This is a genomic window from Gilvimarinus xylanilyticus (genome assembly GCF_024195295.1).
GTDB lineage: Bacteria > Pseudomonadota > Gammaproteobacteria > Pseudomonadales > Cellvibrionaceae > Gilvimarinus > Gilvimarinus xylanilyticus.
Window position 1 is genome coordinate 1 of record NZ_JAMFTH010000001.1, and the last position, 15554, is coordinate 15554.

Genomic DNA, 15554 nt, shown 5'->3' on the forward strand with positions numbered 1-15554 from the left:
TCTGCGTTCTGCGTTCTGCGTTCTGCGTTCTGCGTTCTGCGTTCTGCGTTCTGCGTTCTGCGTTCTGCGTTCTGCGTCACTTACCCCATTCCCCCAGTACCAGCCCCTTGCTATAGTCTTTACATGGTTATTCTGAAAAAGGTTTCGCACGACATGCACATTACTCGTTCCGAAGACGTCGCTTTGTTTCTCGACTTTGATGGCACTTTAGTGGATTTCGCTTCTACCCCTGAGGGCGTGTACGTATCGGAGCAGCTGCGTCGGGTCTTATCCGACTTGGCTGTGCAACTTAATGGTGCTTTGGCGCTGGTGTCTGGGCGTTCGATTGATTCTCTTTCGGGGTTGGTAGATCTACCCCTGGCTATGGCAGGGAGTCATGGTGCCGAATGGTGCCTCGCTAAGGGAACGGTTGAAGAGCGTGATCTTGAAAGTGAAGCCTTCGCTGATATCAAGGCCAAGTTACTTAAATACGCGGCAAAAGACGACTTGATTGCAGAAGATAAAGGACATGCTGTGGCCCTGCATTATCGCGGGAAAGAGCATTTGCGCGAGACTCTGGATTATTTTATCGATGTCGAATTAGGTTTGGATGCGCGCACTGACGTGCGGGTTATCAAGGGTAACTGTGTTCGCGAAATTCAGCCCACAGGGGTTGATAAGGGTGTGGCGATTGCACACTTTATGGGCATGGAACCTTTTAAGGGGCGTCAGCCCGTCTATATTGGAGATGATACAACGGATGAAGATGGATTCGCCTGGGTAAACCACAATGGTGGTGTTTCCATAAAGGTTGGAGAGGGGAATACCTGTGCGGGCGTGCGCCTAGCCGACACTGGCGAGGTTTTTGCATTTTTGCAGGGACAACTGGATAAGTTGAGGCAATTAAATGATAGAACGCAATCTCGAGCTGGCTCTAATCGGTAACTGTTCCATTGGAGCCTTGGTCGATAAGAAAGCTGAAATAGTATGGAGTTGTTTACCCAGATTTGATGCAGAGCCGGTGTTCTGCTCACTTCTGAAAACGGATAACCCCGATTCGCTTACCGGCACTTTTGCTATAGATCTGGCTGATTTTAGCCATAGCGAGCAATCCTACGAGAAAAACACCGCTATTCTCACCACCAAACTCTATGATGATCACGGTAATGGGGTGATCGTTACCGATTTTATTCCCCGTTTTATGCAATATGGCCGAACCTATCGGCCGGTGATGCTCAATCGCAAACTGGAACCTATTGGCTCGCCTAAAATCCGAGTGCGATTGCGACCTGCGTGCAAAGACGGTACTCAAGGTTTCCGTAAGGTGCAGGGCAGCAATCATATCCGCTATATCGGTTGTGACATGGCCTATCGCATGACTACCGGTATGTCGGTGACGGCGATTGTCGACGAAACCTGGTTTATTCTCGATACCGAGCACTATATGGTTTTTGCCGATGATGCGTCTATTACCGAGCCTGTCAAACAATTGTGCGAGCGGTTTCTGGTGGAAACCGAATCCTACTGGCTCGAGTGGTCGCGCTATTTGGCAATTCCTTTCGAATGGCAAGATGCCGTTATCCGCGCGGCAATAACACTCAAACTAAGTGCCTACGAGGATACCGGGGCGATCATTGCGGCTATGACCACATCGGTACCCGAGGCGCGCGATACCGAGCGCAATTGGGATTATCGCTTTTGCTGGCTGCGTGACAGTTACTTTACGGTGCACGCCTTAAATCGCTTAGGCGCGACGCGCACCATGGAGCAATATTTACACTATCTTGTAAATATTGTCGCGCAAATGGACGAAGAATACCTTCAGCCAGTGTTCTGCATTAATGGTACCAAGCAAATGCCGGAGCGCATCGCCCACGATTTATCCGGGTATCGAGGCATGGGACCGGTTCGGATTGGCAACCAAGCTGCCGAGCAGATTCAGCACGACGTATACGGCGCGATTGTCCTATCTGCGACTCAAATGTTTTTTGACGAGCGCATTCGTCGTCCCGGCAATGTCGAACTGTTTAAATTGTTAGAGAAGATGGGTGAGAAGGCGCTGGCCTTTTACAACCAGCCCGATGCGGGCTTGTGGGAGTTGCGCGGTTCTAAGCATGTACATACCTTCTCGAGCATGATGTGCTGGGCTGCCACGAGTCGCTTGGCCAAAATTGCCGCTAAGCTGGGCGAGGATGAAAAAGCCTCTTACTGGTCCGATGCCACCCAAAAAATTCGCGATGCCATCGAAGAGCGTGGGTTCAACCGTGATCTGAATGCTTACACTGCCACATGGGACGGCGACACCATGGATGCCAGTTTGCTGCTCGCCTGCGAGCTGGGGTATATCGGTGGCAAGGACTCACGATTTGTAGGAACCATTAAAGAGATCGAAAACAGACTCATGCCCGAGGGCAGCAAATACCTGTTCCGCTATGTGGTTGAAGATGATTTTGGTACGCCCGAAAACGCTTTTACCATTTGTTCATTCTGGTACATCGACGCTTTGGCGGCATCGGGTCGAACCGATGAGGCCAGAGAGCTGTTTGAAGATTTGCTGGATAAGCGCAATCACCTGGGCCTGATGTCGGAAGACTTGGACCCGGCAACAGGTGAATTATGGGGGAATTTCCCGCAGACATATTCCATGGTCGGAATTATCAATAGCGCACGAATACTGAGTAAAAAGTGGGAGCATGAACTATGAGTCGTTTGATTGTGGTGTCCAACCGTGTCGCCAAAACTGACGGTGCCACCAAGGGCTCTGAAGGCGGCTTAGCTGTAGGTGTAATGGCCGCCATGGAAAAGGCTGGCGGTGTTTGGTTCGGCTGGAGCGGTAAAGTCGAGAACAAAAACGAACCCGCTAAACACGAAGTGCGCGGTAACATTGAGTATGTCACGGTTAACCTGCGCCAGTCCGAGTACAACCAGTACTACAAAGGTTACGCCAACAGTGTTCTCTGGCCTTTGTTTCATCAGCGCCCAGAGTTAATGCGTTATAGCGACGCCGATTTGAGCGGTTACTTGCAGGCGAACAACAAGTTCGCCAATGAGCTGCTAAAAATCATCCAGCCCGACGATACGATTTGGATTCACGATTACCATCTTATTCCCCTGGGTAAAATGCTGCGTGATGCGGGAATAAAAAACTCCATCGGTTTTTTTCTGCATACGCCATTTCCTTCGCTGGATTTGCTCCGCACTGTGCCGGGGTATCAGAAGATATTAAAGGGTCTGTTGCATTATGACTTGGTGGGTTTTCAAACCCAGGCCGACCACATGGGATTTTGCATGGGGGTTGCTCAGGGGCTTGGGGGCGAAATTCTCAAAAATGATCGGTTGCGCTTTGAGGATCGCCACTGCACCGCTCGGGTTTACCCTATTAGCGTGGAGACCTCTGCTCTGCCGGAGGCAGCCACAGCGGGCGAAGCCTCGGATGAATACAAACGGTTATACAATAGTCTTGCCGACAGGAAGCTGATAATCGGTGTCGATCGATTGGATTACTCCAAGGGTTTAGTACAGCGCTTTCAGGCCTATGACAAGTTATTGGGTCATTATAAGGAGTTCATTCGTAAGGCGGTGTACTTACAAATTTCCCCCACGTCGCGCGGAGATGTACAGGCCTATGGCGACTTAGCCAAGCGCATTGATCGCGAAGCTGGGCATATTATTGGCACCTACGCCGATTTTGACTGGATGCCTCTGCGCTACCTCAACCGAGGGTTTCGCCGTCGAACTATTCTTGCCATGTACAGACTGGCCAACGTCGGTTTAGTGACGCCATTAAAAGATGGTATGAACCTGGTGGCTAAGGAGTATGTCGCGGCGCAGAACCCGGAAAACCCTGGCGTACTGGTTTTATCTGAGCTGGCAGGGGCGGCCGACGAGTTTGATTCGGCAGTCATTGTTAACCCCTATGACGTCAGTGGAATCACCGGTGGCTTGGCCCAAGCGCTTAATATGCCTTTGGACGAGCGTATCGATCGCTGGCGTAAAATGATGGACGTATTGGAGCAGCACGATATTCACGCTTGGCAAAAAAGCTTTTTGGAGGACTTACATTCGCTCACCCATCCCCAAATTGCGCAGGCGGTTAATCAATAGCTCGTCTCGGATGTGCTGGGAGTTGGAAGGCGAAAATATGCTCCCGGATCTGGCGCACCGGCACGCTACTGTTTTACCGGGCGCTTGTTGAGCTTACGCTGCAGGGTGCGTCGATGCATGCCCAATGCCCGTGCCGTTGCGGAAATATTGCCCTGGTGAGCGCACAGTACTTTTTGGATATGCTCCCAAGCCAATCGGTCGACAGAGTGCGGTTGGCTGGCAATAGGGATAGGTTCAGATTCACTTTCGCCAAAAGCCGCCAGCACTTCATCGGCATCGGCGGGTTTGCACAAGTAATTGTGGGCACCGGCCTTAATCGCCTGAACCGCAGTGGCAATGCTGGAGTAGCCTGTTAGCACCACAATTCTCATATCGCTTTGGCGCGCTAGAAGCTCTCTGACCACATCCAATCCCGACTCGCTGCCAATTTTTAAATCAACGACGGCATAAGTGAAAATGTGTTGTTCAAGTGATTGCAGGGCGGCAAAGCTGTTGGCGGCGAGGGAGACTTGATAGCCGCGCCGCGTTAGTGAGCGTTTAAGAATTTCCCCGAAAGTCTGGTCGTCGTCAACGATCAATAGATTAAGATCCATTACCGGGCTCCAGAGGTAGACGAATAATAGTGATGGTGCCCGCACCTGGGGTCGATTGCTGTATCACCTCGCCGCCGTAGCGTTGAATGCTGGCGTGGGTTAGAAAAAGGCCAATACCTAAACCGTCGGCTTTGGTGGTAAACGGGCGCTTTCCCAGTGCCGCATTGGCGGCCTCTGTCAGACCCTCTCCCTGATCGGCAACCTTCCATACAAGCCTATGCTCGTCCGCTTTAACCTCAATGGTAATGTCGTGAGCGCAGGCTTCGGCGGCGTTGTTGAGTACATTAATTAAGGACTGTTCAATCGTCGGGTGAAAACGAACCCATTGCCCCTCCAGGGAGTCTGCGAGGTTGACATGGGCGTGGGCATCGGGGCGCAGTAATAACCAGCGATCAATTAGCTGATGGCAATAATCCCTGGCGGCGGTTAAAGGAGGGTGGGTTAGCTGCTCTATATCTGCGCGCTGGCGCAAGCGCTGTAAAATCTCCCCACATTCATTTATCTGGCGGCGCAGCAGGCTAAGGTCGTCGCCAATTAACGGGGTGATACGGTTGTCGCGGCTCAGGTCGCTCAGCAGCACCTTGATGGTCGACAGAGGGGTGCCGAGTTCATGGGCGGTCCCCGCCGCCTGAGTGGCGACCGCTAACAATTGTTCATCGCGTAAATCCTCTTCCCGTCGGGCATTAAGGCTATCTTGCTGGCGCCGCACCGCCGTGGCCATTTTGACCACAAAGTAGCTGATGAGCAGTGCGCTTAGGGCAAAATTGAGCCACATGCCGATAAGGTGAGAGTTAACCTCGGCCGCGTGGTGGTGACCACCGTTGGGTGGAGCCAGTTGCTGCAGCGGTATATGCCAAATGAGCAGGGTGCCATAGAGTGCTATGGCTGTCAGACTGAGCGCCCAGGCGTAAATGCCGGGCAATACCGCCGCCGCGATGCAAACGGGGACTAGTACATAAGAGAGAAACGGATTTGAGGCGCCGCCGGTAAAATAGGCTAAAGCGGCAACGGCCAGAATATCCACGAACAATTGGGCGGTAATTTCAACACTGGCCACTGGGTGTCGAACATATAGGCGGGCAAGCGATAGAAGGTTGACCGCCGTTAGCATTAAAATGACACTCACAATCGGTGCGAGAGGCAGTTCAATAAATCGATTGGCCCCGATTGTGGCGATGGTTAGGGCGGCGATAAGCAGGCTGCGAATTAATATCAGTTGACGCAGATGGCCGGAGGGGGCTTGCAAGGGGGTAATTCGGGCAGTCATGGCCCCATTATACGCCCATTAATCTTTGTCGCCTGCGGCAAAGCGTCGCACTACAGCAATTGGTGAGCATGGATTTGGCCACTGAGAATACCGTCGTTGGTTAACCAGAGAGTGCTAAGACTGTGTGTTTTAAACCATTCGCGCACTTGTTTTAAGGGGGTACTATCCTCTAGGTGCTCCGTCTCTCGCTGCATAATTTGGTGTACGGTGCAGTATACGTGGGCGCGACGCGTCCATTGGGTCAGTTCATCCAGATTCTCTACATCCTGGCCTGTGGCGCGGCGAAAGTTGTCGTTAATCATTTGCGCCCGGTAGGTCTCGTCCAGTTGCATCAGGCGATGAATGTCCGCACTTCCCACGCTGCCTACCAGCTGATGGTCAGAGGCGATTACCGGGACGCGGGCGAGCTCATGGCGCTTGAGGAAGTGGTCCAGGCGCTGGATGGCCCAGCCCTCGTAAGCCGACAGAACTTCAGTAGTCATTAAGTCTTTGGCGGTTTGCGGCATGGGCGCTCCTTTATTTAGGAGTGAGTGTACACCAACCTCTTGCGGCCTGTCCTGCGGATCGTTTTGCACCCGCGCCCTGTGCTGTACAGTGCAGGGTAACCGGGTTTGATGCGACGGCGTGTTTCACAGGGGTGGGCAGGCTTGCGCTTCTAAAGAAGAAATATTTGACAAGGCGTGAATCTATTCGGATAATATTATAATACAAAATAAAAAGTGCTCCTCCTCTGGGAGTACCAAAAGGGTTTTGTCTTATGGTTTCGTATGCCTTGGGCCTGGATTATGGGTCCGACTCAGTTCGAGCGTTGCTCGTAAATACCGCGACCGGTGAAGAAGTGGCCTCCAGCGTGGTTAACTACCCCCGTTGGGCCAAGGGTCTTTACTGCGAGCCCGCTGCCGACCAGTTTCGTCAGCATCCGCTGGACTATCTGGAGAGCCTCGAACAAGCGCTCGCCAGTCTCTGGCAAGAGGCGCCCGAGGGCGCTGCCCAATCGGTCGTCGGCATTAGTTTTGATACTACAGGTTCCACTCCTGTAGCCGTGGATAGTGACGGCGTGGCACTCGCGCTTAAGCCCGAGTTTGCCGAAAACCCCAACGCCATGTTCGTGCTGTGGAAAGATCACACCGCCGTGAAAGAGGCGGCCGAGTTTACCGCCGCTGCCAACCGCAGCGAGCCCAACTACCTTAAGTATGAAGGTGGCATCTACTCGTCTGAGTGGTACTGGTCCAAAGCGCTGCACGTTATGCGCGCCGACAGCGCGGTAAAAGAGGCCGTGCATATGTGGGTAGAGCACTGCGATTGGATGACAGCCGTTTTAACCGGCACTACCCATCCCGATGCCTTTCGTATGAGCCGCTGCGCCGCGGGGCACAAAGTGATGTGGCATGAAAGTTGGGGCGGGTTCCCGGCCAATGAATTCTTTGCCGGTGTCGACCCGATCCTCGATGGTCTGGTGGAGTGTCTGCCGACAGAAACCTTTACCGCCGACCAGAAAGTGGGCGAGCTGACCGATGAGTGGGCGCAAAAGCTGGGCTTGCCAGCCGGTATTCCGGTGGGTTTCTCGGCCTTTGATTGTCACATGGGTGCGGTTGCCGCCAATGTTCAGCCCGGTGTGTTAACCAAGGTCATGGGTACCTCCACCTGCGATATCACCATTGCCAGCGCCGACGCTATTGGCGATACCTGCGTGCGCGGTATCTGCGGCCAGGTGGACGGCTCTGTGATTCCCGGCATGATTGGCCTCGAGGCAGGACAATCGGCCTTTGGTGATCTTTACGCCTGGTTTAAAAAGCTGATCAACGGCCCAGCGGTTGCCATTATCGAGCAATCCGATGTCCTTGATGACGCTAGCAAACAGAAGCTGTTGGCTGAACTAGACGACAAGGCGCTGATTGAATTGTCCGCTGCCGCACAAGCTATTCCCGCCGGCAAAAGCGGTGTAACCGCCCTGGACTGGGTGAATGGCCGTCGCACGCCAGATGCCGATCAGACCGTCGCCGGCGCTATTTCAGGCCTTAAAATGGGCAGCGGGGCGGCCGAAGTGTTCCGCGCTCTGGTTGAGGCCACCGCTTTTGGTGCCCGTGCGATTATCGAGCGCTTTCGCGAAGAAGGCGTGGCGGTAGAGAGTGTGGTGGCCATTGGCGGCATCTCGAAAAAATCCGATTTTGTGATGCAAACTTGTGCAGACGTCTGGAATTGCCCTATCGACGTACTGGACAGTGATCAGAGCTGTGCCCTGGGCGCGGCTATCTTCGCGGCGACCGTGGGCGGTGCTCACACCGATGTGGCCAGTGCGCAAAAAGCCATGGGTTCGCAGGTGTGTAAAACCTATCAACCCAATAGTGACGCTGCATTGGTATACGATAAGTTGTACCGTCAGTATGAGACGCTGGGGCAGTTTGCCGAAGGAGACAAGTCATGAGCTACACCGAGTTAAAACGCGAAGTCTACGAAGCTAACATGCAGCTGCACCACCGCAACCTGGTGGTGTACACCTGGGGTAATGTATCCCAGATCGATCGCGATAAAGGCGTGGTGGCGATCAAGCCCAGTGGCGTGGCTTACGAAGATTTGAAAGTCGAAGACATTGTTGTGGTCGACTTGGAAAACACCGTAGTTGAGGGAAAAATGCGTCCTTCCTCGGACACTAAAACCCACACTCACTTGTATCGACACTTCGACAATATCGGTGGTGTGACGCATACCCACTCTACCTATGCGACCGCCTGGGCGCAGGCGCAGGAACCTATTCCGTGCCTGGGAACCACCCACGCGGATTACGCCTATGGCGATATTCCCTGTACCGCCGTGATGAGTGACGCGCAAATTGAGCGCGACTACGAAGAGGAAACCGGCGTACAGATTACCGACTGCTTTACCGGTAAAAACCCGGTGGAAACGCCCATGGTGATTATTGCCGGGCACGCCCCTTTTACCTGGGGTAAAGATGCGGCGCAGTCGGTTTATCACGCGGTAATTTTAGAAGAAATCGCCAAAATGGCCTATTTGACGCGCACCCTCAAGCAAAGTGTGCAGCCTCTCAAGCAGGGCATTATGGATAAACACTATTTACGTAAACACGGCAAAAACGCTTACTACGGCCAAAACTGAGCCGGTCTTAAGCAGTGAGGTAGTTATGAAAATTTATGGTGATAAGAAAGTTTGGTTTGTGACCGGCTCGCAGCATTTGTATGGGCCGGCCATGTTGAAAGAGGTGGCCGACAACAGCGCGAAAATCGCCGCTGGTTTAACTGCCGCTGATAGCATTTCAGCAGAAATTGAATCGAAAGGTGTGGTGACCACGCCAGAGGAAATTCTGGACGTATGTCAGGCCGCTAACAGCGATAAAAACTGTGTCGGTCTGATTCTGTGGATGCACACTTTCTCGCCCGCCAAAATGTGGATTGCCGGTCTGTCTGCGCTGAACAAGCCTTACATGCACCTGCACACCCAGTTCGGTGCCGAACTGCCTTGGGGTGAGATCGACATGCACTATATGAACCTCAACCAAAGTGCCCACGGTGACCGCGAGTTCGGTTACATTGGCACCCGTCTGCGCCAGGAGCGCAAAGTGGTTGTGGGGCACTGGGAGCGCGAGAGCGTGCAACAGCAAATCGATAACTGGGTTCGTGCCGCTATGGGCTGGAACGAAGCGAAAAACTTGCGCATTGCCCGCTTTGGCGACAACATGCGTCAGGTGGCCGTGACCGAGGGTGATAAGGTCTCTGCGCAAATCCAGTTTGGTTACGAAGTTCACGCTTACGGGCTGGGCGACCTGGCGAAAGTGTGCGACGCGGTTACCGACGAGGAAATCGCCGCGCAACTGGAGCTGTACAAAGCCGACTACGAAATTGCCGATGAAATCTTCAGCGATGCACATCAGTTGGAAATGTTGCAAAACGAAGCGCGCCTGGAATTGGGTATGGAGCGCTTTATGGAAGAGAAGGGCTGTAAGGCCTTTACCAACTGCTTCGAAAACCTGACCGGTTTGTCGGGCCTGCCCGGGCTTGCCACTCAGCGCCTGATGAGCAAAGGCTACGGCTATGGCGGTGAAGGCGATTGGAAAACCGCAGCCATGGGCCGCATTGTGAAGGTGATGAGCAAAGGCCGCGAAGGCGGTACTTCGTTTATGGAAGATTACACCTACCACTTCGGCGCTAAAGACCAGGTGTTGGGTGCGCACATGTTGGAAATCTGTCCCTCTATCGCAGGTGACAAGCCAAAAGTTGTGGTTGAGCGTCATACCATCGGTATCAAAAAAGACATCGCACGTTTGTTGTTCACCGGCGCCACTGGTCCCGCATTGAACATTTCAACCATCGATATGGGTACACGTTTCCGTATTATCGTGAACGAAGTGGACACTGTTGAGCCACCGGCCGATCTGCCGCACCTGCCAGTTGCCAAGGCGCTGTGGGAGCCCAAGCCGAGCCTGGAAGTGGCCGGTGCTGCCTGGATTCACGCCGGTGGTGCGCACCACAGTGTGTACACCCAGGGCATTACCACCGAGCAGGTGCTGGACTTCGCCGAAATGGCTAACGTGGAAACCGTGGTTATTGACGAAAACACCACGGTGCGCGAGTTCAAGCAAGAGCTTCGCTTTAACTCGGTGTTTTACCACCTGAATCAAGGTATTTAACACCGCGTCATCCACAAAGGACGCTACGGCGTCCTTTGTTGTCTCTGGGCACCTGTGTGTCCGTAAAATAACAAGAGTCAGCGATAATAATGAAGACTGAAAAGTTATCCGTCGTCGAAAAAGTAGGCTTTGGTGCCGGCGATATGTCCGTGAATGTAATGATCGCGGCCATGTTCTACTTTATGCAGTATTTTTATACTGATATTTTCGGCTTAAAGCCCGCTCACGTGGGTACGTTGTTCCTTGCCGCCCGCTTCCTTGACGCTCTCAGCGATCCGCTGATGGGCATGTTGACCGATAAGTTTAAAAGCCGTTGGGGTCGTTTTCGTCAGTACTTTTTGTACCTCTCAATTCCCTATGGCTTCGCCGTCTTTTTGCTGTTTACCACACCGGACTTTAGCTACAACGCTAAACTGGTATGGGCCTATGTAACCTATCTCTTTGCCACCTTAATGTTTACCGGTGTGGCTATACCCTACATTTCGTACATCGGTGTTCTAACCAGTGATCCGCAAGAACGGTTATCCGCCAATGGCTATCGCATGTTCTTTGCAAAAATTGCCAATGTTGTGATTGTAGCCTCAGTACCAGCATTAGCCGCCATGTGGGGTGATGGCAACGCCGCCAAGGGTTATCAGTTGGCGATGGGCTTTATGTCCTTAATTGGTGTGGGCTTGCTACTGTTTTGTTTTTCTACCACCCGCGAGCGTGTTGAGCATGTGGTGGATAAAAAGCCACTGGGCGAGCAATTAAAATTGCTGCTCCAGAACGATCAATGGTTGGTCCTCGCGGCCTGCTGCATGCTGGGGACTCTGGGTTATGCCATGCGCGGTGGGGTGGCCTTTTACTACACCATTTATTACTTGGGTGGCAGTGAAAGTATGGCGGCAACCTTTACCAGTGCTGGTATTGCCGCGTCTATTGCGTCCATGGTGGCTTCTACCTGGATTACCAAGCGCTACTGTAAGGTCAAACTGTTCCGCTACTCGCAAATTCTCGTGGGTGTGCTAAGCCTGCTGATGTACTTTGCCGTATCCCCCGGCGATATTGCCCTGGCGTTTGTGCTCTATGTGATTCTGTCTTTTGTCGTGGATTTGCATGCGCCAATTTTCTGGTCTGCTATTGCCGAGGCGGTGGACTATGGCCAAGCCAAAACCGGCAAGCGAGTGTCAGGCTTGGCATTTGGCGGTATCTCTTTCTGTCAAAAGGCGGGCGCCGGTTTGGCGGGCTTTATCACCGGCCTGTTGTTGACCTTTTTCGGTTACCAGGCAGGAGAGCAGCAGACTGAGTTTGCCCTTACCGGTATCGCCCTTATGTTGACAATTATTCCCGGTGCCTTTCACACCTTGCTGGGCTTTGTGCTTTACAAGTACAAAATTACTGATCGCTTTTACAACGAGATGGTGGAGCGCGGCGAGATTGAATCGGAAGCGCCCGAATACACCATTGAAGAGACAACCTAACAGTTTCGGAGAGAATAGTGACTGTATTAAAACCGTTAATTGAACAGCGGGCAGACCCGCACATTTACAAGCACACCGATGGCTATTATTACTTTACCGCCAGTGTGCCAGCCTACGATGGTGTCGAGTTGCGTCGCGCCAAAACCATTGCCGAGCTGGCTACCGCCGAGCCGGTTATGGTTTGGAAGAAGCCCGACACAGGCCCGTACAGCGATCTGATTTGGGCACCCGAGATTCACTTCAACCAGGGTGCCTGGTATGTGTATTTCGCTGCAGCGCCGTCGCGCGAAATTAAAAACGATTTGTTTCAGCACCGGATGTATGCAATTTCTTGCAAAGACGACAATCCGGTAGCGGGGCAGTGGACGTTTGAAGGTCAGGTTGACTCGGGTATTGATACCTTTTGCCTAGATGCCACCACTTTTACTCACAACGACGTGCTTTACTATGTTTGGGCACAAAAGGAAGAGGGCATTCGCGGTAACTCCAACCTCTACATTGCCCCCATGAAAACGCCTACCGAAATCGAAGGCGAGCCGGTGCGCTTGACCATTCCCGAATACGATTGGGAAATTATCGGTTTTTGGGTCAACGAAGGGCCGTCTATTGTGAAGCACGGTGGTAAGATCTTTATGACTTACTCGGCCAGTGCTACCGACGAAAACTACGCGATGGGTTTGCTGTGGGCTGATGAAGATGCCGACTTGCTGGATCCCGCGAGCTGGACCAAGTCCAAAGAGCCGGTGCTGCGCTCCAGCCCCGACTACAATATCTTTGGCCCCGGCCACAACAGCTTTACCAAAGCCGAGGACGGCGAGACTGATTTGCTGGTTTACCATGCCCGCACCTACACCGAAATTGAGGGTGACCCACTGTGGGATCCCAACCGTCACACTTTTGTGAAAAAGCTTAAGTGGGGTGAAGATGGTATGCCGATCTTTGGCGACGCGGCATTGGATGATTAATCTGGTGCAGATCCACTGAACCAAACCTTCAGGCTCGCTTTGCGGGCCTTTTTTTAATCGGTATAAACAGGTCCAGAACCATGATAAAAAAACTTGTCCTCTGTGCCAGCCTGGCGACCCTGAGTATCGGCGCCCAGGCGGTAGATTACTTTGCCATTGATCAAGTGCGTGTAAACGACGGCCCTTTTGCCCACGCGCAGAATAAAAATCTTGAGTATGTGATGACCATGTCGCCGGACCGGCTGCTGGCGCCTTATTTGCGCGAAGCGAGTTTAACGCCTAAAACGGCCAGCTACGGTAACTGGGAAAATACCGGTCTTGATGGCCATATCGGCGGCCATTATGTGACTTCGCTCAGCCTCGCCTATGCCGCTACCGGTCGCGACGATGTAAAGCAGCGCCTGCAATATGTACTGGATGAGCTGGAGCGGGCACAGAATGCCAATGGCAATGGTTACTTGGGAGGCGTGCCCGATAGCGATAAGCTTTGGCAGGAAATCGCCAAGGGCGATATCCGTGCGGACTTGTTTGCCTTAAACGGTTACTGGGTGCCCTGGTACAACCTGCACAAGATTTTTGCCGGGCTACGCGATGCCTACCTGTATACCGGTAGTGAGCAGGCCAAGCGGATGATGATCAAATGGGCCGACTGGGTGGATGATCTGGTAGCCGATTTATCCGACGCGCAAATTGAGCAAATGCTTACCACTGAATACGGCGGTATGAATGAAACCTTCGCTGATGTGTATGAGATTACCGGCGACAAAAAGTATTTGACTCTGGCGAAGCAATTTTCCCACAAGAAAATTCTTAATCCCCTAGAGCAAAAGCGCGATGAGCTGACCGGCCTGCACGCCAATACGCAAATCCCTAAAATTGTCGGCTTTGAGCGCGTGGCGCAGGAAAGTGGTAACGATTCCTGGCACCAGGCGGCGGAGTATTTTTGGGAAACGGTGGTGAATGAGCGCAGTGTCGCCATTGGCGGTAACAGCGTGCGTGAACACTTCCACGACAAAGATGACTTTGACCCCATGATCGAAGAGATTGAGGGGCCAGAAACCTGCAATACCTACAACATGCTTAAATTAACCAAGTTGTTGTACGGCCGCGATACCTCGCTCGATTACGTGAGCTACTACGAGCGCGCACTTTACAATCACATCTTGTCGTCTCAGCATCCCGATACTGGTGGGCTGGTGTACTTTACGCCTATGCGCCCTAACCATTACCGCAAGTACTCAGAAACGCATCAAGGAATGTGGTGCTGTGTGGGGTCGGGGATTGAAAACCACTTTAAGTACGGCGAGTTTATTTACGCTCACGAAGACGATGATTTACTGGTAAATCTATACATCCCCTCGACTCTTAATTGGGAAGACAAAGGGGTCGTGTTAACACAAAGCACGCAATTTCCGGATCGCTCCACGACCCGTCTCACCTTCGAAAAGGCCGGAGATGTGACCTTAAAACTGCGTTACCCACAATGGGCCACGGCGAATGCTGAGGTCACTGTTAACGATAAAGAAATCGCGGTTGACGCCTCAGCGGGCCAATACATCGAGCTTGATCGGGATTGGCAAAAGGGCGATGTGGTAGAGCTTAAGCTGCCCATGAAAACCCATTTGGAAGCTCTGCCCGATGGTTCTGACTATTATGCGGTGATGTACGGGCCGATCGTGCTGTCTGCGAAAACTTCGCCGTTTAAAGATGAGGTACTGAACTACTACTCCGATGCCAGCCGCATGGGGCACATTGCCGATGGCGAGCGCTGCCCAATTGAGCAGGCGCCAATGCTGGTGGCCAAGGACACTAACTTTGCCGATCGGATTACCCGTGTCTCAGACGACGAGCTGCGCTTTAAGGCCTCTGAGTTGATTCAGCCTGAGTCCTACCAAAACGTAGAGTTGATTCCGTTTTTCCGCGTGCACGAGTCGCGCTATATGCTCTACTGGCCCTACAGTACCCCGGAGAATATTAACGCTTTACGCGAGAAGCGCGCCGCTGAAGAGGCCGCTAACTTAGCCTTAGAAGCGGTGACCGTGGATAAAGTCGCACCGGGTGAGCAGCAGCCGGAATCCGATCACTTCTTTAAAGGGAGTGAAAGTGAAGCCGGGGTTAACTTTGGCCGTCACTGGCGCCACGCCCACGACTGGTTCAGCTACCAGATGAATGACCCGGACGGTCAAGCCAGAATCTTGCAGATCACCTACTTTGGGGGTGATGTGGGGCGACATTTCTTTATCGAGTTTAACGGTAAGACCTTGGCCGAGGTGACCTTAGGCGGTGAGCATGGAGCAGAGTTTTATACCGTGGAGTATCCGATTCCAGAGCAGATGCTGGCACTGGGTTCAGAGGGCAAGCATGAGTTGAAGTTCGTCGCGGCTGAAAACTCCGTTGCTGGCGGTATTTATGGGGTTCGATTGTTGTCAGAAATGCCTGACAGCACCGATTAACCCCAAGCTGCCAACCGCCCGTTTCAGCGGGTGGTTGGCCGTTCTTTTATCTGCATTAACTGGCTATTATTCAGCCACTGCTGTATCC

At 52.7% G+C, this 15554-nt stretch carries 12 protein-coding genes; 9 read left to right on the plus strand and 3 right to left on the minus strand.

The features are described 5' to 3' along the window. The 3 genes from otsB to M6D89_RS00015 form a co-directional block, all read left to right on the plus strand. Positions 1–924, plus strand: a 924-nt coding sequence (otsB, locus tag M6D89_RS00005; RefSeq protein ID WP_253965975.1) for a trehalose-phosphatase, incomplete at its 5' end; no start/stop codon positions are given. Beyond that, positions 887–2683, plus strand: coding sequence for a glycoside hydrolase family 15 protein (locus tag M6D89_RS00010; RefSeq protein WP_253965976.1), 1797 nt, complete (start codon positions 887–889; stop codon positions 2681–2683). The genes otsB and M6D89_RS00010, both read left to right, overlap by 38 nt. Beyond that, a complete protein-coding gene (locus M6D89_RS00015; RefSeq protein WP_253965977.1) occupies positions 2680–4083 on the plus strand; it encodes an alpha,alpha-trehalose-phosphate synthase (UDP-forming) in 1404 nt (467 codons plus the stop codon). Before M6D89_RS00010 ends, M6D89_RS00015 begins: the two co-directional genes overlap by 4 nt. A gap of 65 nt (positions 4084–4148) precedes the next feature. Here M6D89_RS00015 and M6D89_RS00020 read toward each other — a convergent pair whose 3' ends face one another. Genes M6D89_RS00020 through M6D89_RS00030 form a run of 3 tightly spaced genes read right to left on the minus strand, consistent with a single transcriptional unit; the run spans position 4149 to position 6449 of the window. Then, a complete protein-coding gene (locus M6D89_RS00020; RefSeq protein WP_253965978.1) occupies positions 4149–4676 on the minus strand; it encodes a response regulator transcription factor in 528 nt (175 codons plus the stop codon). Further along, positions 4666–5943 (minus strand): ATP-binding protein, encoded by a 1278-nt coding sequence (locus M6D89_RS00025; protein WP_253965979.1) that lies wholly within the window; start codon positions 5941–5943, stop codon positions 4666–4668. Before M6D89_RS00025 ends, M6D89_RS00020 begins: the two co-directional genes overlap by 11 nt. Positions 5944–5993: 50 nt before the next feature. Continuing rightward, positions 5994–6449, minus strand: coding sequence for a CBS domain-containing protein (locus tag M6D89_RS00030; protein WP_253965980.1), 456 nt, complete (start codon positions 6447–6449; stop codon positions 5994–5996). A 251-nt stretch (positions 6450–6700) separates the two neighbouring features. On the opposite strand from M6D89_RS00030, the gene M6D89_RS00035 reads away from it, so the two are divergent. From M6D89_RS00035 to M6D89_RS00060, 6 genes are all read left to right on the plus strand, one after another. After that, entirely contained in the window at positions 6701–8368 is a 1668-nt protein-coding gene (locus M6D89_RS00035; protein ID WP_253965981.1) for a ribulokinase, read from the plus strand. Beyond that, positions 8365–9057 (plus strand): L-ribulose-5-phosphate 4-epimerase, encoded by a 693-nt coding sequence (locus M6D89_RS00040; protein ID WP_253965982.1) that lies wholly within the window; start codon positions 8365–8367, stop codon positions 9055–9057. The genes M6D89_RS00035 and M6D89_RS00040 overlap by 4 nt, the downstream gene beginning before the upstream one ends. Positions 9058–9082: 25 nt before the next feature. Continuing rightward, positions 9083–10585, plus strand: a complete 1503-nt coding sequence (araA, locus tag M6D89_RS00045) for an L-arabinose isomerase (RefSeq protein ID WP_253965983.1) — start codon at positions 9083–9085, stop codon at positions 10583–10585. A gap of 89 nt (positions 10586–10674) precedes the next feature. Next, positions 10675–12048: an MFS transporter gene (locus tag M6D89_RS00050; protein WP_253965984.1), complete on the plus strand. Its 1374-nt coding sequence runs from the start codon at positions 10675–10677 to the stop codon at positions 12046–12048. Positions 12049–12065: 17 nt separating this feature from the next. Then, complete coding sequence (locus M6D89_RS00055) at positions 12066–13013, plus strand: glycoside hydrolase family 43 protein (protein ID WP_253965985.1); 948 nt, start codon at positions 12066–12068, stop codon at positions 13011–13013. Between the two features lie 80 nt (positions 13014–13093). Further along, complete coding sequence (locus M6D89_RS00060; protein WP_253965986.1) at positions 13094–15466, plus strand: beta-L-arabinofuranosidase domain-containing protein; 2373 nt, start codon at positions 13094–13096, stop codon at positions 15464–15466. Positions 15467–15554 lie beyond the last annotated feature (88 nt).